Here is a 25,083-nt window from a genome sequence, read left to right as displayed (position 1 = left end):
TCAGCGTTTCACCAGTCCGGACAGGCCGCCCGCGATCAGGGCGGCGGTATCGGCCAGCGCCACCAGCGGATCCAGTCCGGCGGGCACGGCCAGGTAGCGGGGTTCCCAGTCGGGCTGGAACTTGTCCTTGAAGCGACGCAGCCCCTGGAAGTTGTAGAACTGTTCGCCGCGGTGGAACACCAGCGCGCCCAGGCGCTGGGCCAGCGGCGCGCCGCGGCGCGGCTGCAGCCCCGAGAGCGGCACCATGCCGAGGCTGAAGCGGGCGTAGCCGTGTTCCTTGTAGTGCAGGATCAGGCCGAGCATGAGGAATTCCATGGTCATCTTCGGCGCGTCCGGCACCACGCGCATCAGGTCCAGGCTGGCCAGCCCGTGGCTGGCGGTTTCCAGCAGGTTGACGAAGGCCACCGCGCGGCCCTGGTGGCGTACCACGGCGACGCGGAAGTAGCGCAGGTATTCGGGAGTGAAGCGGCCCAGGGAGAAGCCTTTCTCGCGGGTGGCCTTGCCGCCCAGCCAGGCGTCGGAAATCGCCCGCAGCTCGTCCAGCGGCGCCTGCCCGGCTTCGTGGAACTCGATGGCCAGGCCGTCGCGCTGGCCGCGGTTCCAGGTGTAGCGCAGGTCCTTCATGTCCTTGCCCTTGGCTTCCAGGTCGAAGCGCTGCAGGTCCACGCGCGCTTCCTCGCCGAGCTTGAGGGCGGTCAGGCCGATGTCCATGTAGAACGGCAGGTTCTCCGCGCGCACCTGGTAGAACACCGGGCGCGCGTGGTGCAGGTCGCAGAGGTCGCGGAACTGCCAGATCAGCTCGGCGCGGGCCTGGGTCGGGCCGATAGGGTCGTACAGCGCCACCAGGCTGCGGCCGCGGCGGGCGTACATGAGGAAGGCGTCCTGGCTGGGGTGGAACAGCAGGGCCTTGTCGCCGGAGAGCGCCAGGCCGCCGTCGGGCTGCTCGGAGCGGGCGAGGATGGCGGCGGCGCGGTCCAGTTCCTCGGCGCTCGGCTCGTGGATCGCTGGCGGCGAGGTGCGCAGCAGCCAGGTCAGGCCCACCGCGGCCAGCAGCAGGCAACTGCCCAGCAGGGCGCGCAGGCCGCGCGGGGCGTCGGCGTCGAGGGCGAACTGCCACCACAGCTCGTGGCTGTAGGGCACGTCCTGGTAGGCGAACAGGAACAGCCAGATGGAGCTGGCCAGCACGCAGCCGGCGGCGGCCAGGTACAGCGGTGAGAAGGGCACTTCCATCAGCCGGCTGCGGCGGTAGAAGGAGCGGCGGAAGATCGCCAGGAGCAAGGCGGTGACGCCGAGGATCGACGCTTCCTCCCAGTCCACGCCCTTGAGCAGCGACAGCACCGCGCCGCTGAGCAGCAGCACCAGGGTGATCGCCCAGGCCGCCGACAGGCGCCGGCGCAGGCCCTGGGCCAGCAGCAGGCAGAGCACGCCGATCAGGCTGGCGGCGAAGTGCGAGGCGTCCACCAGGCGGTGCGGGACCAGGAAGTCCAGCTCCTCCAGGCGGGTGTCGATGGACGGGGTGGCGCCGGAGAACAGCAGGACGATGCCGGAAATGAACACCAGCACCGCCAGCACCGGCGCGGCCAGGCCGGAGGCCACGCGCATCGCCTGGCGCGCCAGGAGCATGCGCCGCGCCTCGACCACCAGCAGCAGCAGGCAGGCCAGCAGCAGCGGCAGCACCACGTAGATCAGGCGGTACATCAGCAGCGCGGCGGCCAGCGGAGCGGCGCCGATCTGCCCGGAGAAGGCCGCCAGCAGGATCGCCTCGAACACCCCGACGCCACCGGGCACGTGGCTGAGCACGCCGGCGGCCAGGGCGATCATGTAGACCAGCAGGAAGGCGCCGAACGGCGGCGCCTCGGGCAGCAGCAGGTAGAGCACGGTGGCGGCGGCGGCCACGTCCAGCGCGGTGATCAGCAGCTGCAGCAGCGACAGGCGCAGGCCCGGCAGGCGCACCGAGCGGCGGCCGATGCGGATCAGCTGGCTGTCCGGCGACGGCTGTTCCGGCTCGCGGCGCCGCTCCATGCCGATCACCAGCAGCACGCAGAAGGCCAGGATCGCTACCGCCAGGGCCGCCACCAGCCACTGCGGCAGGCGTAGCGCCAGGGCCGCGTCGGGCAGGTCGCTGAGCGCCGCCATGGCCGCCAGCACCGGCAGCGCGCAGCCCAGGGACAGGCTGGCGAACAGCGTCATGCGCGCCACTTCCATGGCGTTCAGCCCGGCGCGGGCATACAGGCGGTAACGCACCGAGCCGCCGGAGAGCATCGACAGGCCCACCGCATTGCCGATGGCGAAGGCGCTGAAGCCGCCGGTGAGCAGCGTCGGCAGCGGCAGCTTCACCCCGGCGAAGCGGGTGGCCGACCATTCGTAGCCGAGCAGGCAGACGAAGCCGGCCACGGTGGCGGCCAGGGCGCCGAGCAGGGCGTTGCCGGGGATGTCCAGCAGGGCGTCGTGCAGGGAATAGGGGTCGATGTCGCGCAGCAGGTGGTAGCAGGCCACCAGCGCCAGGGCGAACAGCAACAGGGTGACGCCGACGCCGATGGCCTGGCGATGGGCGCCGAGCCGCTCGAACAGGCGGGAGCGGGAAGGAGCGCTGGCAGTTTCCGGAGTCTCAGGCGCGGTGGAGTCGACGCGCATCGGGCACCTCAATGGCTGTTGCGCGACAGGTGGGGGCACCCGCGCGAATTCCCAAGTCCATGGGAACAAATGACTGCAATTATGGGGGCCGCGGCCTGGATCAGGCTCGGTCTTTTTCCGCTGTAACGAAAAAAGCCACTCCGCAGAGTGGCTTTTTTCTATGTTGGTTGCGGGAGCTGGATTTGAACCAACGACCTTCGGGTTATGAGCCCGACGAGCTACCAGACTGCTCCATCCCGCGCCGGCCATTCTACTCGGGATGAACACCCTGTCAATCGATTTCTGCTTTCCGATCAATTATTTAAATTGAGCGCAAACGAAAAAGGCCACTCCGAAGAGTGGCCTTTTTCTATGTTGGTTGCGGGAGCTGGATTTGAACCAACGACCTTCGGGTTATGAGCCCGACGAGCTACCAGACTGCTCCATCCCGCGGCGGCCATTCTACTCAGGACGGCTACCCTGTCAACCGTTTTTTCAGAAAAACTGGTTTTTCTTCAGATGCTTAGCGAAGCGGGGCCGCAGCGGGCGGGCGGCGCAGGCGTTCGCGCCGTTTTGCATTACCATGGAAGCCTTCAGCTAATGCGCAGGAACGGACGGGGCATCCCCTCCGAGTTCCGGCGCTATCCCCTCCGAGCAGGTTCCGCGTTGAGTTCCCGGCAGCGAAAGATCATCCACATCGATTGCGACTGCTTCTATGCCGCCATCGAGATGCGCGACGACCCGAGCCTTGCGGGCAAGCCGCTGGCCGTGGGCGGCTCGCCGGACAAGCGCGGGGTGGTCGCCACCTGCAACTACGAGGCGCGCGTCTACGGCCTGCACTCGGCCATGGCCATGCGCACCGCGGTCAAGCTGTGCCCGGACCTGACCATCGTGCGCCCGCGCATGGACGTCTATAGAGGCGTGTCGCGGGAAATCCACGGGATCTTCCGCGACTACACCGACCTCATCGAGCCGCTGTCCCTGGACGAGGCCTACCTCGACGTCAGCGACTGCCAGCAGTTTTCCGGCAGCGCCACGCTGATCGCCCAGGACATCCGCCGGCGCGTCTGGTCGTCGCTGGGCATCACGGTGTCCGCCGGGGTGGCGCCGAACAAGTTCCTGGCCAAGATCGCCAGCGACTGGCGCAAGCCCAACGGCCTGTTCGTGGTCACCCCGGAGCAGGTCGAGGACTTCGTCGCCGAGCTGCCGGTGAAGAAGCTCCACGGCGTGGGCAAGGTCACCGCCGAGAAGCTGGCGCGCCTGGGCGTGCAGGACTGCCGGCAACTGCGCGACTGGTCGCGCCTGGCGCTGGTGCGCGAGTTCGGCGGCTTCGGCGAGCGTCTGTGGAACCTCGCCCGCGGCATTGACGAGCGCCCGGTGCAGGTGGATAGCCGGCGCCAGTCGATCAGCGTGGAGAACACCTTCGACCGCGACCTGCCCGACGTCGACGCCTGCCTGGCCGAGCTGCCCGGCCTGCTCGACGAACTGCAACGACGGATGCAGCGCCTGGACGCCAGCTACCGGCCGGGCAAGCCCTTCGTCAAACTGAAGTTCCACGACTTCACCCAGACCACCCTGGAGCAGGCCAACGCCAGCCGCGACCTGGACAGCTACCGGCTGCTGCTGGCCCAGGCCTTCCAGCGTGGCGAGCGGCCGGTGCGGCTGATCGGCGTGGGCGTGCGCCTGGTCGACCTGCGTGGCAGGGCCGAGCAGCTGAACCTGTTCTGAGCGTTGTCGGCGCCGGATAAAAGTCCGATCATGCGCAGCGCGTAGCCAGGGCCCCGAGCATGCGAATCCACGTCACCTTCACCGACCGCGTCGGCATCACCCAGGAAGTCCTGGCGCTGCTGGGCGCGCGCAACCTGAATCTGGACGCGGTGGAGATGGTGCCGCCGAACGTCTATATAGATGCCCCCGAGCTGCGCCAGGAAGTGCTCCACGAATTGCACGGCGCGTTGCTGCGGGTACGCGGCGTGCTCTCGGTGCAGATCGTCGACATGCTCCCCGGCCAGCGCCGCAGCCTGCACCTGGACGCGCTACTGGCGGCCATGGGCGACCCGGTGCTGGCGGTGGACGCCCAGGCCCGGGTGCTCCTCGCCAACCCGCGGCTCATCGACCTGTGCGGCCGCCAGCCGGCCGGCGAGTCGCTGTCCACCCTGTTCGACGAGCCGGGCCTGGCCGAGCACCTGATGGAGAAGGGCTTCCGCCTGCCGATGCACGAGGTCAGCCTCGGTGGCCAGCCGCTGCTGCTGGACGCCACGCCGATCCGCGGCACCGGCGATGCGCTGGATGGCGGCCTGCTGACGCTCTACCCGCCGAGCCGCATCGGCGAACGTCTGTCGCTGCTGCATCACGACCACGCCGAGGGCCTGCAGGGCCTGATCGGCCGTTCCGCGCCGCTGATGCAATTGAAGGCGCGGGTGCGCAAGGTCGCCGGGCTGGACGCGCCGCTGCTGATCCAGGGCGAGACCGGCACCGGCAAGGAACTGGTGGCGCGTGCCTGCCATGCCTTGAGCGCGCGCCGCGAGGAGCCCTTCCTGGCGCTGAACTGCGCGGCGCTGCCGGAAAGCCTGGCCGAGAGCGAGCTGTTCGGCTATGCCTCCGGAGCCTTCACCGGCGCCCAGCGCGGCGGCAAGCCGGGCCTGCTGGAGCTGGCCGACCGTGGCACTGTGTTCCTCGACGAAGTGGGCGAGATGTCGCCCTACCTGCAGGCCAAGCTGCTGCGCTTCCTCAGCGACGGTTGCTTCCGCCGCATCGGCGGCGAGCGCGAGGTGCGGGTGAATGTGCGGGTGCTCTGCGCCACCCACCGCAACCTGGCGAAGATGGTCGGCGAGGGCAGCTTCCGCGAAGACCTCTACTACCGCCTCAACGTGCTCAACCTGCAGGTGCCGCCGCTGCGCGAGCGCGGCCAGGACATCCTGCTGCTGGCCGAGCACTTCCTGCGCCTGGCCTGCACGCAGATCCAGCGCCCGCCGTGCCGCCTGGCGCCGGAAACCCATCCGCTGCTGCTGGGCAACCGCTGGGCCGGCAACGTGCGCCAGTTGCAGAACAAGATCTTCCGCGCCGCGGCCATCGGCGAGGGCGAGGTGATCGGCGTCGAGGACCTGGAAGTGGCCGGCACCGAGCTGGACACCCGCCAGGCCGCCGACGAGGAAGTCACCAGCCTGGAGGAGGCCGTACAGCAGTTCGAGAAGTCGCTGCTGCAACGGCTCTACGCGGCCTACCCCTCGACGCGTCAACTGGCCGCGCGGCTGCGCACCTCGCACACCGCCATCGGCCAGCGCCTGCGCAAGTACGGGATCGGCGAGCGCTGAGAGTGGAACGATTTCGCTCCGGTGGAGCGTTTTCGTTCCATTTGGCGGCGACCGCGCCAGCCGGGGCCCTGATGCGCTAAAGGCCAGGAGACTGGTTGGTTTTTGTGGAATGATTTCGTTCCAAAGGCTGGATCGCACCTGGCGGTTATATTAATCAACTAATTGATTTATAAGTGTTTTGTTGGTTTTGGCATCACCCTTGCTCTCGTGCCGGGAAAAATCGCGAGCCACCCGACGGCTCGATTCGAGACCAAGAGGACGACCCATGACCACCCTGCGCTTCACACCCGACCATGAATGGCTGCGCCTCGAAGCTTCCGGCGAAGTGACCGTCGGCGTCACCGACTATGCCCAGGAGGCCCTGGGCGACGTGGTCTACGTCCAGCTGCCGGAGCTCGGCCGCCATGAGCAGGGCGCCGAAGTGGCGGTGCTGGAGTCGGTGAAGGCCGCCAGCAACATCGTCATGCCGCTGGCCGGCGAGGTCACCGAGGTCAACCCCGCGCTGATCGACGGCCCGGAGCTGGTCAACCAGGCGCCGCTGGCCGACGGCTGGTTCTTCCGCATCCGCCTGGATGACGCCGCCGCCCTCGACACCCTGATGGACCAGGCCGGCTACGAAGCCTACCTGTCCGCCCGCGCCTGAACCGGGGAGCCCGCATGAGCAAGGTCCAACTGAGCACCCGCAACGAATTCATCGCCCGCCACATCGGCCCGCGCGAGGCCGACACCCAGGCCATGCTCGAACTGGTCGGCTACGCCAGCCTCGACGCCCTGACCGACAGCGTCATCCCCAACAGCATCAAGGGCACCAGCGTGCTCGACGGCAGCGCGGGGCAGGGCGAGGCCCAGGCCCTGGCCGACCTGCGCGCCATCGCCGCGCAGAACCAGCTGCTACGCAACCACATCGGCCAGGGCTACTACCCCTGCCACACCCCGGCGCCGATCCTGCGCAACCTCCTGGAAAACCCGGCCTGGTACACCGCCTACACCCCCTACCAGCCGGAAATCTCCCAGGGCCGCCTGGAAGCGCTGCTGAACTTCCAGACGCTGATCGGCGACCTCACCGGCATGCAGATCGCCAACGCCTCGCTGCTGGACGAAGCCACCGCCGCCGCCGAGGCCATGACCTTCTGCAAGCGCCTGTCGAAGAACAAGGCCGCCCAGGCCTTCTTCGCCTCCGCGCACTGCCACCCGCAGACCCTCGACGTGCTGCGCACCCGCGCCGAGCCGCTGGGCATCGAAGTGGTGGTCGGCGACGAAGCCGCGCTGCAGGACTTTTCCGCCTACTTCGGCGTGCTGCTGCAATACCCGGCCAGCACCGGCGCGGTCATCGACTACCGCGAGCTGATCGAGCGCGCCCACGCCGCCGGCACCCTGGTAGCCGTGGCCGCCGACCTGCTGGCGCTGACCCTGCTCACCCCGCCGGGCGAATTCGGCGCCGACGTGGTCCTCGGCAGCGCCCAGCGCTTCGGCGTGCCGCTGGGCTTCGGCGGCCCGCACGCGGCCTACTTCGCCACCCGCGACGCCTTCAAGCGCGACATGCCCGGCCGCCTGGTCGGCATCTCCATCGACCGCTTCGGCAACCCGGCGCTGCGCCTGGCCATGCAGACCCGCGAGCAGCACATCCGCCGCGAGAAGGCCACCAGCAACATCTGCACCGCCCAGGTGCTGCTGGCCAACATCGCCAGCATGTACGCGGTCTACCATGGCCCGCAGGGCCTGAGCGATATCGCCCGGCGCGTGCACCGGCTGACCGCCATCCTCGCCGCCGGCCTGGCGCAGCTGGGCCACAAGGTCGAGCAGGAATACTTCTTCGACACCCTGAGCGTCGCCACCGCGCGCCCGGCCGCCGAAGTCCACGCCGCCGCCCAGGCCGCCGGCATCAACCTGCGGGTGATCGACGACGGCCGCGTCGGCGTCTCACTCGACGAGACCTGCGAGCAGGCCGCCGTCGAAGCCCTGTGGGCGGTGTTCGCCGCCGGCCAGGCGCTGCCGGACTTCGCCGCCCTGGCCGCCAGTGTCGGCGACCAGCTGCCGCAAGCGCTGCTGCGCACCTCGGCCTTCCTGCGCCACGAAGTGTTCAACCGCTACCACTCGGAAACCGAGCTGATGCGCTACCTGCGCAAGCTGGCCGACAAGGACCTGGCGCTGGACCGCAGCATGATCCCGCTGGGCTCCTGCACCATGAAGCTGAACGCCGCCAGCGAGATGATCCCGATCACCTGGGCCGAGTTCGGCAACCTGCACCCCTTCGCCCCGGCCGAGCAGGCCGCCGGCTACCGGGCCATGACCGCGGAACTGGAGGCCATGCTCTGCGCCGCCACCGGCTACGACGCCGTGTCGCTGCAGCCCAACGCCGGCTCCCAGGGCGAATACGCCGGCCTGCTGGCCATCCGCGCCTACCACGCCAGCCGTGGCGAAGGGCACCGCGACATCTGCCTGATCCCGTCCTCGGCCCACGGCACCAACCCGGCCACCGCCCAGATGGCCGGCCTGCGCGTGGTGGTCACCGCCTGCGACGCGCGCGGCAACGTCGACCTGGCCGACCTCAAGGCCAAGGCCGAGGAACACCGCGAGCGCCTGGCGGCGATCATGATCACCTACCCGTCGACCCATGGCGTGTTCGAGGAAGCGGTGCGCGACATTTGCGCCATCGTCCACGACAACGGCGGCCAGGTGTACATCGACGGCGCCAACATGAACGCCATGGTCGGCCTGTGCGCGCCGGGCAGGTTCGGCGGCGACGTCTCGCACCTGAACCTGCACAAGACCTTCTGCATCCCCCACGGCGGCGGCGGCCCGGGCGTCGGCCCGATCGGCGTGAAGGCGCACCTGGCGCCCTTCCTGCCCGGCCACGGCGAGCAGCTGGAGCGCAAGCAGGGCGCGGTGAGCGCGGCGCCCTTCGGCAGCGCCAGCATCCTGCCGATCACCTGGATGTACATCCGCATGATGGGCGGGCAGGGCCTCAAGCGCGCGTCCCAGGCGGCCATCCTCGGCGCCAACTACATCGCCCGCCGCCTGGAAGAGCACTACCCGGTGCTCTATACCGGTGAGAACGGCCTGGTGGCCCACGAGTGCATCCTCGACCTGCGCCCGCTCAAGGAAACCAGCGGGATCAACGTCGACGACGTGGCCAAGCGCCTGATCGACTTCGGCTTCCACGCCCCGACCATGTCCTTCCCGGTGGCCGGCACGCTGATGGTGGAGCCCACCGAGAGCGAGTCGAAAGAGGAGCTGGACCGCTTCTGCGACGCCATGATCCGCATCCGCGAGGAAATCCGCGCGGTGGAACGCGGCGAGCTGGACAAGGACGACAACCCGCTGAAGAACGCTCCGCACACCGCGGCGGAGCTGGTTGGCGAGTGGTCGCACCCCTACAGCCGCGAGCAGGCGGTGTACCCGCTGGCGAGCCTGGTGGACGGCAAGTACTGGCCGCCGGTGGGCCGCGTGGACAACGTCTACGGCGACCGCAACCTGGCCTGCTCCTGCCCGTCGATCGCCGACTACCAGGACGCGTGAACCCTTAAGTCCCTGTGCCCGCTCCTGCGGGCGCCGTGGCCGCGGTGGGCGCCGGATGCGCCGGCGCGGCCTTTTTTTCGCCAAGGAGACGCCATGAGCCTCGCCAAGACGCCGCTGTACGACCTGCACCTGGAACTGGGTGCGAAGATGGTTCCCTTCGCCGGCTACGAGATGCCGGTGCAATATCCGCTGGGCGTGCTCAAGGAGCACCTGCACACCCGCGCCCGGGCCGGCCTGTTCGACGTGTCGCACATGGGCCAGCTGCGCCTGCGCGGCGCCGACGCCGCTGCTGCGCTGGAAAGCCTGGTGCCGGTGGACATCCTCGACCTGCCGCTCGGCCAGCAGCGCTACGCGCTGTTCACCAACGCCGAGGGCGGCATCCTCGACGACCTGATGGTGGCCAACGCCGGCGACCACCTGTTCCTGGTGGTCAACGCCGCCTGCAAGGACCAGGACCTGGCGCACCTGCGCCAGCACATCGGCGCGCGCTGCGAGATCGAGTCGCTGTTCGACAGCCACGCCCTGCTGGCCCTGCAAGGCCCGGCCGCGGCCGAGGTGCTGGCGCGCTTCGCCCCGGCGGTGAAGGACCTGACCTTCATGCAGGTGGCGAGCGTCGAGCTGCTGGGCGCGCAATGCAACGTCAGCCGCTCCGGCTACACCGGCGAGGACGGCTACGAGATTTCCGTGCCCGTGGCCCAGGCCGAAGCCCTGGCCCGCGCGCTGCTGGCCGAGGAAGAAGTGCAGCCGATCGGCCTTGGCGCGCGCGACTCGCTGCGCCTGGAAGCCGGCCTGTGCCTGTATGGCCACGACATGGACAGCGCCACCACCCCGGTGGAAGCGAGCCTGGGCTGGGCCATCTCCAAGGTGCGCCGCGCCGATGGCGAGCGTGCCGGTGGCTTCCCCGGCGCCGAGCGCATCTTCGCCCAGCAGCGCGAAGGCGTGGCCAGCAAGCGCGTCGGCCTGCTGCCGCAGGAGCGGGTGCCGGTGCGCGAGGGTGCGGAGATAGTCGACGCGCAAGGTGCGGTGATCGGCAAGGTCAGCAGCGGCGGCTTCGGCCCGAGCCTGGGCGCGCCGGTGGCCATGGGCTACGTGGCCAGCGCCCATGCCGCGCTGGACAGCGAAGTGTTCGCCATGGTGCGCGGCAAGCGCGTGCCGATGAAGGTGGCGCGCACGCCGTTCGTGCCGCAGCGGTATTACCGCGGTTGAGGAGCATTGCGGACGGAGTCCGCTCCTACGAAAAGCGGGGTAGGGCGTATGACCGTTCGCGGTTATACGCCGTAGTTCCGAGCGCCATGGTCATGCGGGTGCGAAATGAAGCGTCCGAACGGCGGATAACGCCGCAGGCGTTATGCGCCCTACGGTCGATGTGTCCGACCTCAAGGCTCTTTCGCGAAGATAAAAAAAGGCCGCTTTCCCCTGCCTGAGTTGAAGAAAGCGACCTGGAAGAACGGATGTTTCGGTGGGGTATTACATGAAGATCCGCGCGGAGCCTCTCAGCGCGCCGTGATCACCGATAGCTTGGTGATCCCGGCCTTTTCGATCGAGGCCATGGCCTTGGCCACCTGGCCGTAGTTCACGCCCTCGTCGGCCTGCAGCTGCACGCGCAGTTCAGGTTCCTTGGCCTTGGCGGCCTCCAGGCTGCCCTGCAGCAGCTCGGGCTGGATTTCGTCCTTGTTGATGAACCACTTGCCGGCGCCGTCGATGCTCACCACCAGCGGATCCTTCTGTTCCGGCGGGGCCACCGATTCGGTCTTGGGCAGGTTGATCGGGATGGCGTTGGTCAGCAGCGGCGCGGTGACGATGAACACCACCAGCAGCACCAGCATCACGTCCACCAGCGGGGTGACGTTGATCTCGGAAAGAACCTCGTCGCTGTCCTGGGTCGAGAAGGCCATGTCAGCTCGCCTCCTTCACGTTCTTGCCGGCCACCGGCTTGCGGGCCGTGGCGGGGTGCACGATGACGCGGAAGGCGCTCTTCTGGGCGAGGCTGTAGAAGTCGTGGGCGAAGTCGTCGAGGTCGGCCGCGGTGAGCTTCAGGCGGCGCAGGAAGTAGTTGTAGACCAGCACCGCGGGCACGGCGACGGCGATGCCCACGCCGGTGGCGATCAGTGCCGAGCCGATCGGGCCGGCCACGGTTTCCAGGCTCGCCGAGCCCGCGGCGCTGATGCCCTTGAGCGCTTCCATGATGCCCCACACGGTGCCGAACAGGCCGATGAAGGGCGAGGTGGAGCCGATCGAGGCGAGCACCGCCAAGCCCGATTCCAGGGAGCGGCGCTCGCGCTGGATCTGCTGGCGCAGGGCGCGTTCCAGGCGGTCCTGGTGGTTGATCGACTGGGCCAGGTCATGCTGGTTGCCGTCCGGCACCTGGATGGCGGCGAAGCCGGCCTGGGCCACGCGGGCGCCGGCGCCGGGCTGGCCGGCGGACTGCTCGCCGGCCGATTCGAGGCTGGTGGCGCCCCAGAACTGCTTCTGGAAGCGGCGGTCCTGGGACTTCTGCCGGCCGAACTGGATGCCCTTGACCAGGGCCAGGCTCCAGGTGAGGACGGAGAAGCCGGCCAGCAGCCAGATCACCGCGCCTTCGACGGATTCCACGGGGTTGAGGGGCAGACTCATGGGGTTCTCTCCTGTGCGAACGGGTCGCAGATCAATTCAGTTTGAAGTCGATGGGCACGCTGACCCAGCCGTCCTGGGCCACGTCGCCGCGTTTGGCGGGTACGAACTTCCAGCGCTGCACGGCCTTGATCGCCGCCTGGTCGAGGGCCTCGCGGCCGCTGGAGGTCTGCACCTGGATTTCGCTCGGGCCGCCGCTGGCCAGCACGTGGACGCGCAGCAGCACCGTGCCTTCCCAGCCGCGGCGCTGCGCCAGGGCCGGGTATTCCGGCGCCGGGTTGTGCAGGTAGCCGGCGTGGGCCGAGGGCGGCGTGACCGGGGCCGGCGCCGGTGGAGCCGGGGGCGCGGGCGGTGCCGGCGGGGTTTCCGCCTTGGGCGGCGCGGGCGGCTGTTCCACCGGCTTGGGTTTGGGCTTGGCCACCGGTTTCGGCTTGGGCTTGGGGATCGGCTTGGGCGGCGGCGGTTTCACCGCGTTCTCGTCCACCACGGGCGGCGGCGGTTCCTCCACCACCGGCGGCGTCGGCTCGGGTGGCGGCGGTTCCACCACCGGCGGGGTGGGAGCGCTGAATTCGATGGTCATGGGCGGTACCTGCGGCGGCACCTCGGGCAGCCTGGGCGTGGGCTGCTGGCTCAGCCAGTAGGCCACGGAGCCATGCAGGGTCAGGACCAGCAGGCCGAGCAGCAGCGCTTCGCGGCGGCCCAGCACACTGTGTTTCGCCGGCACGTGGCGCACCAGCTGCAGGGGCGGGCGCAGCGGCCGGCCCAGCTCGACCATATCGCCACCGGGCGCGTGGCGCAGGAGCGGGTCCTGCGCGACGGCGGGCTGGGGGTTGGCCATGGACGATCTCCTCGGGTTTCTAGCGAAAGCGCGGCACCGTGGAGGCACCGGGTACGGGCTGGATGATTGAGGGAACGCCTTAGCTATTAAAGTAATTGTTTGCCTTATTTAAATTTCCTTAAGGAATAAGTGATTCGTGCGGATCGCTGCAGGCGGCGTGGCACTAGGGCTTGGCCGATCCGCTGGAAGCCTTCATGCCTTTGCGGCATGAAAAATATGCCCGCAGGGCTGGGCGCCGAAGCCCGTTCCAGAGCCTTCGCGACAGGGCGTCGCCAGGTGCCCCGAAACCATCGCCGTTGCCGAGTTCCATACCCAGGCCCGCGCCAGCCCGCGGCCGCCTGGCGCTTGCCTCCCGGCGGCTTTCCCCGCAAGATCGCGCGCTCGCTTTCGCGGCGATGTAAAATCGCCCCCACAGCTGGTCGTACCCCCGCAGGTGCAGTGAAGACATGACGCAGATATCCGAACGCCTCCTGGTCCAGGCCCACCTCGCCGCCAAGCAGCCCCGTGTGCTGAGCGCGCAGGAAGAGGCCGAGTACCGCGCGGCCATCGCCGCCGAGCTGAAGGCGCAGAACGCCGTGCTGGTGGCGCACTACTATTGCGACCCGGTGATCCAGGCCCTGGCCGAGGAGACCGGCGGTTGCGTCTCCGACTCCCTGGAGATGGCCCGCTTCGGCAACCAGCACCCGGCGCAGACCGTGGTGGTGGCCGGAGTGCGCTTCATGGGCGAGACGGCGAAGATCCTCAACCCCGAGAAGCGCGTGCTGATGCCGACCCTCGAGGCCACCTGCTCGCTGGACCTGGGCTGCCCGGTGGAGGAGTTCTCGGCCTTCTGCGACCAGCACCCGGAACGCACCGTGGTGGTGTACGCGAACACCTCGGCGGCAGTGAAGGCGCGCGCCGACTGGGTGGTGACCTCCAGCTGCGCGGTGGAGATCGTCGAGCACCTGATGGACAACGGCGAGCCGATCCTCTGGGCCCCCGACCAGCACCTGGGCCGCTACATCCAGCGCGAGACCGGCGCCGACATGCTGCTCTGGGACGGCGCCTGCATCGTCCACGAGGAGTTCAAGGCCAAGCAGCTGGAAGACCTTAAGGCGCTGTACCCGGACGCGGCCATCCTGGTCCACCCGGAATCGCCTGAGGCGGTGGTAGAGCTGGCTGACGCGGTGGGTTCCACCAGCCAGTTGATCAAGGCCGCGCAGACCCTGCCGAACAAGCGCTTCATCGTCGCCACCGACCGCGGCATCTTCTACAAGATGCAGCAGCTGTGCCCGGACAAGGAGTTCATCGAGGCCCCCACCGCCGGCAACGGCGCGGCCTGCCGCAGCTGCGCGCACTGCCCGTGGATGGCCATGAACACCCTGGAGCGCACCCTGGCCTGCCTGAAGGAAGGCAGCGGCGAGATCTTCGTCGACCCGGCGCTGATCCCGCGGGCCATCCGCCCGCTCAAGCGCATGCTGGAGTTCACCCAGGCGGCGAGGCTGAAGGTGGCGGGCAACGCCTGAGCCTTCCAGCGGGAATGGCGCGGGTGGGGCGTAGGGCGAATAACCGTTCGCGGTTATCCGCCGTTGGCCGGAACATCGGTGCCCGAGGGCAATGGCGCGGGTGGGGTTGCGTAGGAGCGGATCTCATCCGCGAATCGCGCCGGGACCTCCGGCTATCGCGGACAAGGTCCGCTCCTACGACTGTGCTTTCCTGGAATCCCGTAGGATGGGTTGAGCGAAGCGATACCCATCACCCCGACCGCATGGGTTTCGTAAACTCAACCCATCCTACGAAGAGCACCTCGGCGCAGCCGGCAGACAGTAGCTCCTACGGTGCCAGGAAGCACAGCTTTTCGTAGGATGGCGTTGAGCGAAGCGATACCCATCATCCCGACCGCATGGGTTTCGCAAGCTCAACCCATCCTACGAAAAGCACATCGGCGCAGCCGGCAAGACAGTCGCTTCTCGGCCGCCAGGCCGGTTAACCGCGCATCATCTCCTTGAGGATCTTCTCCTGCTCGCGGAACGCCTGCTGGCGCGCGTCCAGCTTGGCGGCCAGGGTGAAGTTGCCGCCGGCGCGGCGCTTGGCGAAGTCCAGCTGCTCGATGGCCGAGGGGTAGTCGCCGGTCAGCGCCAGGTACTCGGCGCGGGCCTGGTGCACGCCGATGGCGTTGCCGTCGATGGTGCGGGCGTCGGCCAGGCGGCTCCAGACGTCCGGGTCCAGCGGGCGGTCCTGGGTCAGCTTGATCAGGATCTTCTCGGCGTCGGCGGCCTTGTTCTGCTTGAGCAGGATGTCGGCCTGGGCCTGGACCAGCGGGTAGTTGCCGGGGTACTGGCCGAGCAGGCGCTGGACCCGGGCGAGAGCGTCGCCGAGCTTGTTCGAGGTGATGTCCAGGTCGACCTGGGCCAGGTTGTAGGCCACGTCGTTGGGCGCCTTGGCCAGCAGCGGCTGGAGGGTGGCGCGGGCGTCGTTGAGCTGGCCGACGCGGATCTGCGACAGCGCCAGGCCGTAGCGCGCGGCGTCGAGCTTGGGATTGTCGTCGAGCATGGCGCGGAAGCGCTTGCCGGCGATGCCCGGGGTTTCCTCGAAGAGCAGCTGTACGCGGGCGCGCATCTGCTGGTAGCGCAGCGAGTCTTCCTTGCCGCCCTGCGGGTACTGCTCGGCGCGGTTGCGGGTGTCGGCGATACGCGAGTCGGTCACCGGGTGGGTGAGCAGGAACTCCGGCGGCCTGGCGTCGTAGCGGTACTGCCGCGCCAGGCGCTCGAACATGGTCGGCATGGAGCGCGGGTCGTAGCCGGCGCGGACCATGTTGGTCACCCCGACGCGGTCGGCTTCCTGTTCGTTCTGCCGGGAGAAGCGCAGCTGGTTCTGGATCGCCGCCGCCTGGGTCGAGGCGATGGCGGCGATGCCGGCATCCCCGGCGCCCGCCGCCGCGGCCACGATGCCGGCGAGCATCGCCGCCATCACCGGCAGCTGCATCTGCTTCTGCGCTTCCAGGCCGCGGGCGAAGTGGCGCTGGATCAGGTGGCCGAGTTCGTGGGCCAGCACCGCGGCGTACTCGCCTTCGGTCTGGGCGTAGAGGAACAGGCCGCCGTTGACGCCGATGACGCCGCCGGGGGCGGCGAAGGCGTTGATCTGCGGGTCCTTGATCAGGATGAAGGCCAGGCGGTGGTCCTGCAGGTCGCTGGTTTCCGCCAGGCGGTAGACACTGCTTTCGACGAAGTCCTTGAGCTGGGTGTCGTTGATCGAGTCGACCTGGTTGCGCAGCATGCTCAGCCAGGCGCGGCCGAGCTGGAACTCCTGTTCCGGCGAGACGATGGACGAGCTGGCGTCGCCCAGGGCGGGCAGGTCGTCGGCCAGGGTGGGCATGGCCAACAGGCAGGCAAGCGACAGCAGGGCGGGGCGCAGTACTTTCATGTACAGGGAGCTCGTTCCGGGAAAGGCTCTACTTTAGCCGCAGGTCGTCGCCCATGCCTAGGTCGGGGCGGCGCCCGGCGGCCGTCTGTGCGAAGGCCGTCCAACCCTTGTAGGCCGCGCGCCTGAAGGATCGCTTAAGGCCGCGTGCATGCCGGCCCCTGGCGGCTTTTCCAACGGATTCGGTATTCTTGGGCGCCCATCTCGGAGTGCGTCGCCATGCCACCTGTCTCGTCCGCCGAAATTCCTTGTGACGCGGAACTGGACGCCAGCGGTCTCAATTGTCCCTTGCCCCTGCTCAAGGCCAAGCTGGAGCTCAACCGCCTGGCCAGTGGCCAGGTGCTCAAGGTGACGGCCACCGATGCCGGCTCGCAGCGCGATTTCCGCGCCTTCGCCCAGCTGGCCGGGCACCAGTTGCTGCATGAAGAGGTCGAAGACGGCCTGTACCGCTACTGGTTGCGCAAGAAGTAACCCGCCCCCGGACGCCCGGGACGGCGTCCTCATCGATCGCAGGAACCCCGATGCTCAAAGTTCTGCAAGGCTGGATGCAGCGCTACTTTTCCGACGAGGAAGCAGTGGTGCTGGCGGTCATCCTGGCCCTTGGCTTCACCGTCATCCTGGCCTTCGGCAGCATGCTCGCGCCGGTGCTCGCGGCCATGGTCATCGCCTTCCTGATCAAGGGCCTGCAGGGCCACCTGGAGCGCCTGCGGGTGCCGCGGCTGTTCGCCCTGTGGCTGGTCTACGCGCTGTTCCTGGGCATGCTCGCGCTGTTCCTGCTGGTGCTGGTGCCGCTGATCTGGAAGCAGCTGTTCACCCTGCTCAACGAGTTGCCGCGGATGTTCGGCGAATGGCAGTCGGTGCTGCTGATGCTGCCCGAGCGCTACCCGGCGATGGTCACCGAGGAGCAGGTGCTGCGCCTGATCGAGACCGCGCGCAACGAACTCGGCCAGCTCGGCCAGTGGGCGCTGACCTTCTCCCTGTCGGGCCTGCCGGTGCTGGTCAACGTGATGATCTACCTGGTGCTGGTGCCGATCCTGGTGTTCTTCTTCCTCAAGGACCGCCGGCGCTTCTACAACTGGTTCCGCAGCTACCTGCCGCGCGAGCGCGGGCTGATGAAGCAGGTGTGGGCGGAGATGGACAAGCAGATCGCCAACTACATCCGCGGCAAGGTGATCGAGATCATCATCACCGGCGGCGTCACCTACGTGGCCTTCGTCGCCCTGGGGCTGAACTACGCGGCGCTGCTGGCCCTGCTGGTCGGCCTGTCGGTGGTGGTGCCCTACATAGGCGCGGTGGTGGTGACCGTGCCGGTGGCGCTGATCGCGCTGTTCCAGTGGGGCTGGAGCGACCAGTTCATCTACCTGATGGCTGCCCACGCGATCATCCAGGCGCTGGATGGCAACGTGCTGGTGCCGCTGCTGTTCTCCGAGGCGGTGAACCTGCATCCGGTAGCGATCATTTGCGCGGTGCTGCTGTTCGGCGGGCTGTGGGGGTTCTGGGGGGTGTTCTTCGCCATTCCCCTGGCCACCCTGGTCAAGGCGGTGCTCGATGCCTGGCCGCGGCAGCCGGAGGCGCAGCCTCAGGTCAGTCCGATGATGTGAGCGTTTGGCTGAGCGGGGGAGCCCAGGCCGCTCCGTCCTACATCGCGGACGGAGTCCGCTCCTACAGTTACAGGGAAGCGCGGGCGTAGGAGCGGATTCCGTCCGCGATTGGATTCTCCGGCCGTGCCGGCCGCCCCGGTGGCACGAACAGCTCCCTCTCCTGGTGTGGAGAGGGATTTCCTGGCAGCGGGCTCAGGCCTTGGCCAGCTCCTGGGCAGCGGCAAGAACCTCGTCGACATGGCCAGGCACCTTGACCCCGCGCCACTCACGACGCAGCACGCCCTTGGCGTCGATCAGGAAGGTGCTGCGGTCCACGCCCATGTATTCCTTGCCGTAGAGCTTCTTCAGCTTGATCACGTCGAACAGCTGGCACAGCGCCTCGTCCTTGTCGCTGATCAGCTCGAAGGGGAAGCACTGCTTGGCCTTGAAGTTCTCATGGGACTTCAGGCCGTCGCGGGAGACGCCGAAGATCACGGTGTTGGCCTTGGCGAAGGCCTCGATCTTGTCGCGGAAGCCCTGGCCTTCGGTGGTGCAGCCCGGGGTGCTGTCCTTGGGGTAGAAGTACAGCACCACCTGCTGGCCTTTCAGGGCCGAGAGTTGCACCTGCTGGCCACTGGTGGCCGGGGCCTGGAAATCGGCGACGGGTTTGTCGAGTTCGACGGCCATGGAGCTCTCCTTGGAAATATCGGCCTTGGAAATATCGGCCTTGGAAATACTGGCGACTTACGGGTGCTGCGGGCGCCAGGGTTCGATCAGCGCGTCCAGGTTCAGGGCGTCGGCGAAGTCGAGGAACTGGTCGCGCAGCCAGCTGATCTGGGTGCCGGCCGGCAGCGTCACGGTGATGGTGGCGTTGAGCATGCTGGTGTTGGTGTGCGGCGCCTGGTAGGTGTCGCAGGTCAGGTTCTCCAGCTCGATGTTGTGGTCGATGAAGAACTGGCACAGCTCGTTGAGGATGTCCGGGCGGTACACCGCGCTGACGTACGCCACGTAGGGCAGGGCCTGGGCGCGGGTGACGTGGGCGTTGCTGCGGGTCAGGCTGAGGGTGAAGGCATGGCGCTTGGCCAGCGCCGGCAGGCCGCCCTCGAGGCGGGCCAGGGCGTCCCAGCTGCCGGACACCTGGAGCACCAGCGCGCTGAACTCGCCGTGGCGGGTCAGGCGGCTGCTGACGACCGAGCAGCGGTTGTCCACGCAGGTGCGGCAGAGCACGCTGGTCAGCTCCATGGGGTTGGGCCCCAGGGCACTGATCAGCAGGAATTGTTCACGGGGGTGGGAGGCGGACATGCAGCTTTCCTGGGATGGGCGGCCAAGAGGGCCGCGTCGACAAAGGGGGAAGGGTAGCGAAAAGCGGCCGCCAGGGGAATGTCCGGCGTGCGCCGGGCGCCGCGCTCAGCTTGTGCAAGGCAGGTGGCACCAGTACCATTACGGCTTTCTTTTTCCGGCAGGAGCGGTTGCATGATTGCGGGCAGTATGGTGGCGCTGGTCACCCCCTTCGATGCTCAGGGTCGACTGGACTGGGACAGCCTCGCCAAGCTGGTGGACTTCCACCTGCAGGAAGGCACCAACGCCATAGTCGCCGTCGGCACCACCGGTGAATCGGCGACCCTCGACGTCGCCGAGCACCTGGAAGTCATCCGCCGCGTGGTCGACCAGGTCAAGGGCCGCATCCCGGTGATCGCCGGTACCGGCGCCAACTCCACTCGCGAGGCGGTCGAACTGACCGAAGCGGCCAAGAGCGGCGGCGCCGACGCTTGCCTGCTGGTCACCCCGTACTACAACAAGCCGACCCAGGAAGGCCTGTACCAGCACTTCCGCCACATCGCCGAAGCCGTGGCCATCCCGCAGATCCTCTACAACGTCCCCGGCCGCACCGCCTGCGACATGCTGCCGGAGACCATCGAGCGCCTGTCCAAGGTGCCGAACATCATCGGCATCAAGGAAGCCACCGGCGACCTGCAGCGCGGCAAGGAAGTGCTCGAGCGCGTCGGCAAGGACTTCCTGGTCTACTCCGGCGACGACGCCACCGCCGTCGAGCTGATGCTGATGGGCGGCAAGGGCAACATCTCGGTGACCGCCAACGTCGCCCCGCGCGCCATGAGCGAGCTGTGCGCCGCCGCCATGCGCGGTGACGCCGCCGCCGCGCGCGCCATCAATGACCGCCTGATGCCGCTGCACAAGGCGTTGTTCATCGAATCCAACCCCATTCCGGTGAAATGGGCCCTGCACGAGATGGGCCTGATCCCCGAGGGCATCCGCCTGCCCCTGACCTGGCTCAGCCCGCGTTGCCACGAGCCGCTGCGTCAGGCCATGCGCCAGACCGGCGTGCTGGCCTGAGGAGCATCGCATGAAGCGACTGGCAGGACTGACCGCGCTCGCCCTGGTCATCGGCAACACCTCCGGCTGCGGCTGGCTGTGGGGCAAGGATGGCTACTTCCGTGACCGCGGCACCGACTATCTGGATTCCCGGCAGACCGGGCCGATGAAGGTGCCCGAAGGGCTGCAGAGCAAGCAGCTCGACCCGCTGCTGCCGATTCCCATGAACATCGCCGACAGCCACGAGAAGGCGGGCGAGTTCGAAGTGCCGCGCCCGCTGCCCCTGGCCAACGCCGGCAGCTCCAGCGACTACAGCCTGCAGAAGAGCGGCGACTCGCGCTGGCTGATCGCTCAGCGCCCGCCGGCGGAAGTCTGGCCGGTGGCCCACCAGTTCTTCCAGGACAACGGCTTCTCCTTCGCCGACGAGCGTCCGCAGACCGGTGAGTTCTCCACCAACTGGCAGCCGCTGACGCAGCTCTCCGCGCCCCTGGCCCGCCGCCTGGGCAGCCGCGTCGCCGGCGTCGACCCCAGCAGCGAGGCGCGCGTGCGCGTGCGCATCGAGCCGGGCGTGCAGACCAACACCAGCGAAGTCTACGTCCTCAGCGAAACCCGTCCGGCCGGCAGCAGCGCCAGCGCCGACTGGCCGGGCAAGCCGGTGGTCCCGGCGCTGGACGCCGCGCTGCTCGACGAAATGCTCGCCAACATGTCCACCAGCGCCGAGAAGGGCGGTTCGGTGTCCCTGCTGGCCGCGCACTCCACCTACGACACCCCCGGCAGCGTGACCCTGGAGAAGGACGGTAACGGCAACCCGATGCTGACCCTCGACTCCGACTTCGACCGCGCCTGGGTCAGCGTCGGCCGCGCCCTGGAACGCGCCGACATCCGCGTCGACGACCTCAACCGCAGCCTGGGCGTTTACTACGTGAACGTCGCCGAGGGCGCGAAGAAGCTCGAGGAAGCGAAGAAGCCCGGCTTCTTCAGCCGCCTGTTCGGCGCCAGCGAAGAGAAGGCCAAGGCCGAGGAAGACGCCAAGGCGCAGCGCTACCAGGTGCGCCTGACCACCGTGAGCAACACGGTGCAGGTCACCCTCGACAAGGACATCAACACCTCCGCGCCGACCGACGTCGCGCAGAGCGTCCTGGAAAAACTTCAAGAGAGCATGCGCAATGCGTTTCGCGGTACTGGGGAGCGGAAGCCGGGGCAATTCGGCCTTGGTGAGCAGTTCTGACACCCGGGTACTGATCGATTGCGGCTTTGCGCTGCGTGAAACCATCAAGCGTCTGGCTCGCCTGGGTGTGCACCCCGGCGAGCTGGACGCCATCCTGGTGACCCACGAGCATTCCGATCATGTCCACGGCGTCGAGCTGCTGGCCCGGCACTACGGCATTCCCGTGTACCTCAGTGACGGCACCCTGCGCGGGCTGCGCAAGCCGCTGCAGCCGGCGGGCCTGCTCAAGGCCGGCCAGCGCCTGGAGCTGAAGGGCCTGGAAGTGACCGCGGTGGGCGTGGCCCACGATGCCCGCGAGCCCCTGCAATACGTGATTTCCGATGGCCGGCGGCGTTTCGGCCAGCTCACCGACCTGGGCAGCGTCACCGCCGAGGTGCTGGAATGCTATCGTGGCCTGGATGCCCTGGTAGTGGAGGCCAACCACGACAGCGACATGCTGGCGCGCGGCCCCTATCCCTACCCGCTGAAGGTCCGCGTGGGCGGCCAGTGGGGACACCTGAACAACCGTCAGTCCGCGCAGTTCGTCGCGGAACTGGGCTGGGAAGGGCTGCAGCACCTGGTGCTGGCCCACCTCAGCGAAAAGAACAACACGCCGCAGCTGGCCCGGCAATGTTTCGTCGACACCCTCGGGTGCGACCCGGACTGGCTGCAGGTAGCCGATCAGCATTCGGGGCTGGACTGGCGCGAAATCGCCTGACCCCCTACCAACCTAGCAAGCGGAGCCCATCATGGAAAAACGCGAAGAACTCTATCGCGGCAAGGCCAAATCGGTTTACACCACCGACGACCCCGACCGCCTCGTCCTGCTGTTCCGCAACGACACCTCGGCGTTCGACGGCAAGCGCATCGAACAGCTGGACCGCAAGGGCATGGTGAACAACAAGTTCAACGCCTTCATCATGCAGAAGCTGGAAGCGGCGGGCATCCCGACCCAGTTCGACAAGCTGCTGGCCGACAACGAAGTGCTGGTGAAGAAGCTGGCGATGATCCCGGTCGAGTGCGTGGTGCGCAACTACGCCGCCGGCAGCCTGGTGCGCCGCCTGGGCGTGGAAGAGGGCCTGCAGCTCAACCCGCCGACCTTCGAGCTGTTCCTGAAGAACGACGCCCTGGGCGACCCCTTCATCAACGAATCCCACGTCCAGGCCTTCGGCTGGGCGACCCTGGAACAGCTGGCGCAGATGAAGGCCTACTCCTTCAAGGTCAACGAAGTGCTGAGCAAGCTGTTCGACGACGCCGGCCTGCTGCTGGTGGACTTCAAGCTGGAATTCGGCGTGTTCCACGGCCAGATCGTCCTCGGCGACGAATTCAGCCCCGACGGCTGCCGCCTGTGGGACAAGGAAACCCGCAAGAAGATGGACAAGGACCGCTTCCGCCAGGGCCTGGGCGGTGTGATCGAGGCCTACGAGGAAGTGGCGCAGCGCCTGGGCGTACCGCTCTGACCTGTTCCAGGCGCGCAAGCATCTGATAGCACGCGAAAATTTCTCAAAAGAAGGCTTCGCGTTCGCCGATCAAGCTGATATGATGCGCGCCGCACGGAGAGATGCCGGAGTGGTCGAACGGGACGGATTCGAAATCCGTTGAGTCAGCAATGGCTCCTAGGGTTCAAATCCCTATCTCTCCGCCATTACAGATAGCCAAAGCCCCTGAAATGCCTAGCGTTTCAGGGGCTTTGTCTTTTCTGCGCCAGGGCAGTCGAAACCTCCGACGCAAGCCTGCTTCCGTTCCGTCAATGACTGCAGCAGAATGCCGGGAACATGGATGCCCGGGAAGCAGCGGATGCGTACCAACTACGTACTGATCGACTACGAAAGCATTCCAGTCCGGTCGCTCGACCTGCTGCAGGACGCGCATTTTCGCCTGCGGGTCTTTCTCGGCCCGAACAACTCCAGGCTGCCCACCGAACTGGTCGTCGCCATCCAGCGCCTGGGTGAGCGGGCGGACTACATCCAGCTCGAAGCCGCCGGCCCCAACGCCCTCGACTTCCATATCGCCTACTACCTGGGGCGCTTCGCCCTGGAGGATCCCACGGCTTTCTTCCACGTGATTTCGGCCGACAAGGGCTTCGATCCCCTGCTCAGGCACCTGAAGGGCAAGGGTATCTTCGCAATGCGTTCCGAAAGCATCGAGGCCATGCCCTGCTTCAAGGATTTGCCTGCACTGCAGGCGACGCTGGCAGCCAGCGCGGCAAGCGCGAACGATGCCAAGCCGGCCAGCCAGGCATCTTCCAAGCCTGCTTCCGAGAGCGATGCCCATCTGAAGACCGTCATGGCCGACCTTGTTCGTCGGAAGGCTTCGAAGCCGGCTTCGGTCAAGACGCTGACCAGCACGATTCGAGCGACGCTTGGCAAGGACACTCCACTGGCCGAGGCTGAGCGCGTTTACCAGCTCTTGTGCAAGCGTGGCCTTGTGAAGGTGAAAGGGCAGAAGGTCACCTATTCGCTGCCGGAGCGTGTCTAGGGATGGTTTCCATACACTGCGAATCTGGAGCTTGCGCATCCATGGGGATCAAGCCGAACGGGAGGGCGCTCTAGACGCTTGAGTTCTATGCGGGATGTAGGCGCCGCGATCAGGCAAAGCCCTGCAGATAGTCAAAGCTCCTGGAGCGCCCAGCGCTCCAGGAGCTTTGTCCTTTCTGCGTCTACCTCAATCCTGCCCCTTCCACGCCCCCGAAGTCGCCGCGGCGCGGAACTTGGCGCGATTGGCCGGGGTGTCGGCCGGTTCCGATTCGCCGAAGATCGCTTTCATCCAGTGGCCGTCGGTGGGGTTGGGGAAGAGGATGAAGCGCTCGCCGAACTGGGCGCGGTCCTCGTCGAGCAGGGCGGCGCGTTGCCTGGCGTCGTCGATGTAGTAGCGGCGTTTGAAGTCGTTGAGGTTGTCGCCCAGCATCAGCAGCACGTCGTAGCGTTCGGCGATGGCTTTCTGCGCGGGTTCCTTGTTGGAGCTTTCGCGCAGGATGGTGACGTGTTCCTTGTCGGCGAAAGGCACTTTCAGGCTGCGCAGGTTGTTCAGGGCGTATTCGTCGGTCCTGTCGCCCTGGTCGCGGCTGGAGACGTAGAAGATTTCCACGCCCCGGGACTTGGCGTAGTCGAGGAAGTCCAGCGCGCCGGGCGTCAGGGTGGGGCCGTTGGCGGCTACCCAGCGGTCCCAGAGGGCGTCGTCGAAGAAGTCCTTGCCCTGGCTGAGCAGGGCGCCCCAATAGCTGTTGCTGCTGAGGATGGTGTCGTCGAGGTCGCTGATGATCGCCGGTGGCCTGGCGCCGGGCTTGCGTTCGGCCAGGGCCTGGTCCAGGCGCAGCTTGGCCAGGTTGAAGCCCTGGTAGTAGAGGGCGCGGTATTCGGCGGCCGTCTGCCGCCAGGCGACGGCGGCGGTCAGCAGGTTGGGCGAGGCGGTGTCGGTTTTCGCAGTGTCGGCCAGTGCCAGTTGGAAGGGCGCGGCGAGGACGAGCAGGGCGGCAGCGATTGTCGTTCTTGGATTGGGCATGGGTGACGATCCTTGTGGCTTGTGTGCCATGGCGGCGGGGGTGGAGTTCTCATACCCCAGGCGGGGGCGGGCCTCAATCGGGGCGACGCATATCCGTAAGGAGTTGGCGTGCTTGCGGAAGGATCGGACCCGGTCGCGGGGGATGGCCTACAGACTCGTTCCGCCATGGGA

General features: G+C 67.6%; 21 protein-coding genes and 3 tRNA genes. 14 read left to right on the top strand and 10 right to left on the bottom strand.

Features of this window, described 5'->3' with window-relative positions; all coding sequences use genetic code 11:
* The 3 genes from mprF to FG99_RS16405 all read right to left on the bottom strand — a co-directional run bounded on the left by mprF (position 1) and on the right by FG99_RS16405 (position 3,066).
* Complete coding sequence (mprF, locus tag FG99_RS16415; protein ID WP_043271126.1) at positions 1-2,634, bottom strand: bifunctional lysylphosphatidylglycerol flippase/synthetase MprF; 2,634 nt, start codon at positions 2,632-2,634, stop codon at positions 1-3.
* A gap of 164 nt (positions 2,635-2,798) precedes the next feature.
* Positions 2,799-2,875 (bottom strand) — tRNA-Met (locus FG99_RS16410).
* Between the two features lie 114 nt (positions 2,876-2,989).
* Positions 2,990-3,066: transfer RNA gene (locus tag FG99_RS16405), tRNA-Met, on the bottom strand.
* A gap of 147 nt (positions 3,067-3,213) precedes the next feature.
* Here FG99_RS16405 and dinB point away from each other — a divergent pair.
* From dinB to gcvT, 5 genes are all read left to right on the top strand, one after another.
* A complete protein-coding gene (dinB, locus tag FG99_RS16400; protein WP_256204859.1) occupies positions 3,214-4,341 on the top strand; it encodes a DNA polymerase IV in 1,128 nt (375 codons plus the stop codon).
* 59 nt (positions 4,342-4,400) lie between these two features.
* Positions 4,401-5,927 (top strand): sigma-54-dependent transcriptional regulator, encoded by a 1,527-nt coding sequence (locus tag FG99_RS16395; RefSeq protein WP_043271122.1) that lies wholly within the window; start codon positions 4,401-4,403, stop codon positions 5,925-5,927.
* A gap of 265 nt (positions 5,928-6,192) precedes the next feature.
* Positions 6,193-6,570, top strand: coding sequence for a glycine cleavage system protein GcvH (gene gcvH / locus FG99_RS16390; protein WP_043271120.1), 378 nt, complete (start codon positions 6,193-6,195; stop codon positions 6,568-6,570).
* 14 nt (positions 6,571-6,584) lie between these two features.
* On the top strand, positions 6,585-9,446 hold the full coding sequence (gene gcvP / locus FG99_RS16385) for an aminomethyl-transferring glycine dehydrogenase (RefSeq protein WP_043271118.1): 2,862 nt from the start codon (positions 6,585-6,587) through the stop codon (positions 9,444-9,446).
* A 93-nt stretch (positions 9,447-9,539) separates the two neighbouring features.
* On the top strand, positions 9,540-10,652 hold the full coding sequence (gene gcvT / locus FG99_RS16380) for a glycine cleavage system aminomethyltransferase GcvT (protein ID WP_043271116.1): 1,113 nt from the start codon (positions 9,540-9,542) through the stop codon (positions 10,650-10,652).
* 287 nt (positions 10,653-10,939) lie between these two features.
* Here the strand turns inward: gcvT and FG99_RS16375 are convergent, their stop codons facing one another.
* From FG99_RS16375 to FG99_RS16365, 3 genes are read right to left on the bottom strand one after another with little or no spacing between them, the layout of a single operon-like run.
* Positions 10,940-11,341: an ExbD/TolR family protein gene (locus FG99_RS16375; protein WP_009616955.1), complete on the bottom strand. Its 402-nt coding sequence runs from the start codon at positions 11,339-11,341 to the stop codon at positions 10,940-10,942.
* 1 nt (position 11,342) lies between these two features.
* Complete coding sequence (locus tag FG99_RS16370; RefSeq protein WP_043271114.1) at positions 11,343-12,059, bottom strand: MotA/TolQ/ExbB proton channel family protein; 717 nt, start codon at positions 12,057-12,059, stop codon at positions 11,343-11,345.
* Between the two features lie 31 nt (positions 12,060-12,090).
* Positions 12,091-12,894, bottom strand: coding sequence for an energy transducer TonB (locus FG99_RS16365; protein WP_009616957.1), 804 nt, complete (start codon positions 12,892-12,894; stop codon positions 12,091-12,093).
* Positions 12,895-13,340: 446 nt separating this feature from the next.
* Here FG99_RS16365 and nadA point away from each other — a divergent pair, with 446 nt between their 5' ends.
* Entirely contained in the window at positions 13,341-14,399 is a 1,059-nt protein-coding gene (gene nadA, locus FG99_RS16360) for a quinolinate synthase NadA (protein WP_009616958.1), read from the top strand.
* Between the two features lie 460 nt (positions 14,400-14,859).
* Here the strand turns inward: nadA and FG99_RS16355 are convergent, their stop codons facing one another.
* Positions 14,860-16,296, bottom strand: coding sequence for a M48 family metalloprotease (locus FG99_RS16355; protein ID WP_009620617.1), 1,437 nt, complete (start codon positions 16,294-16,296; stop codon positions 14,860-14,862).
* A gap of 216 nt (positions 16,297-16,512) precedes the next feature.
* Here FG99_RS16355 and FG99_RS16350 point away from each other — a divergent pair, with 216 nt between their 5' ends.
* On the top strand, positions 16,513-16,764 hold the full coding sequence (locus FG99_RS16350; RefSeq protein WP_009620615.1) for a sulfurtransferase TusA family protein: 252 nt from the start codon (positions 16,513-16,515) through the stop codon (positions 16,762-16,764).
* Between the two features lie 50 nt (positions 16,765-16,814).
* Entirely contained in the window at positions 16,815-17,894 is a 1,080-nt protein-coding gene (locus tag FG99_RS16345; RefSeq protein ID WP_009620612.1) for an AI-2E family transporter, read from the top strand.
* Positions 17,895-18,086: 192 nt separating this feature from the next.
* On the opposite strand, the gene FG99_RS16340 is transcribed toward FG99_RS16345, so the two are convergent.
* Complete coding sequence (locus tag FG99_RS16340; RefSeq protein WP_009620610.1) at positions 18,087-18,560, bottom strand: peroxiredoxin; 474 nt, start codon at positions 18,558-18,560, stop codon at positions 18,087-18,089.
* Positions 18,561-18,617: 57 nt separating this feature from the next.
* Entirely contained in the window at positions 18,618-19,175 is a 558-nt protein-coding gene (locus FG99_RS16335; RefSeq protein ID WP_043271112.1) for a glycine cleavage system transcriptional repressor, read from the bottom strand.
* A gap of 171 nt (positions 19,176-19,346) precedes the next feature.
* Here FG99_RS16335 and dapA point away from each other — a divergent pair, with 171 nt between their 5' ends.
* The 6 genes from dapA to FG99_RS16305 all read left to right on the top strand — a co-directional run bounded on the left by dapA (position 19,347) and on the right by FG99_RS16305 (position 23,889).
* The gene (gene dapA, locus FG99_RS16330; protein WP_043271110.1) at positions 19,347-20,225 is read left to right on the top strand and encodes a 4-hydroxy-tetrahydrodipicolinate synthase; all 879 of its coding nucleotides are present in this window, start codon (positions 19,347-19,349) and stop codon (positions 20,223-20,225) included.
* Positions 20,226-20,235: 10 nt separating this feature from the next.
* Positions 20,236-21,432 carry an outer membrane protein assembly factor BamC gene (bamC, locus tag FG99_RS16325; RefSeq protein ID WP_043271108.1) on the top strand — a complete coding sequence of 399 codons (1,197 nt, stop codon included), beginning with the start codon at positions 20,236-20,238 and terminating at the stop codon, positions 21,430-21,432.
* Positions 21,371-22,129, top strand: coding sequence for an MBL fold metallo-hydrolase (locus tag FG99_RS16320; RefSeq protein WP_043271106.1), 759 nt, complete (start codon positions 21,371-21,373; stop codon positions 22,127-22,129). Before bamC ends, FG99_RS16320 begins: the two co-directional genes overlap by 62 nt.
* Positions 22,130-22,160: 31 nt before the next feature.
* Positions 22,161-22,871, top strand: coding sequence for a phosphoribosylaminoimidazolesuccinocarboxamide synthase (gene purC / locus FG99_RS16315; protein ID WP_009620599.1), 711 nt, complete (start codon positions 22,161-22,163; stop codon positions 22,869-22,871).
* A gap of 95 nt (positions 22,872-22,966) precedes the next feature.
* A tRNA-Ser gene (locus FG99_RS16310) sits at positions 22,967-23,056 on the top strand.
* Positions 23,057-23,208: 152 nt separating this feature from the next.
* Positions 23,209-23,889 (top strand): PIN domain-containing protein, encoded by a 681-nt coding sequence (locus FG99_RS16305; protein WP_064583934.1) that lies wholly within the window; start codon positions 23,209-23,211, stop codon positions 23,887-23,889.
* Between the two features lie 186 nt (positions 23,890-24,075).
* Here FG99_RS16305 and FG99_RS16300 read toward each other — a convergent pair whose 3' ends face one another.
* The gene (locus tag FG99_RS16300) at positions 24,076-24,912 is read right to left on the bottom strand and encodes a 5'-nucleotidase, lipoprotein e(P4) family (protein WP_043271102.1); all 837 of its coding nucleotides are present in this window, start codon (positions 24,910-24,912) and stop codon (positions 24,076-24,078) included.
* Positions 24,913-25,083: the final 171 nt, after the last annotated feature.

Source organism: Pseudomonas sp. AAC (assembly GCF_000725445.1).
Lineage (GTDB): Bacteria > Pseudomonadota > Gammaproteobacteria > Pseudomonadales > Pseudomonadaceae > Pseudomonas > Pseudomonas citronellolis.
This window is presented reverse-complemented; position numbering and strand designations above follow the sequence as displayed.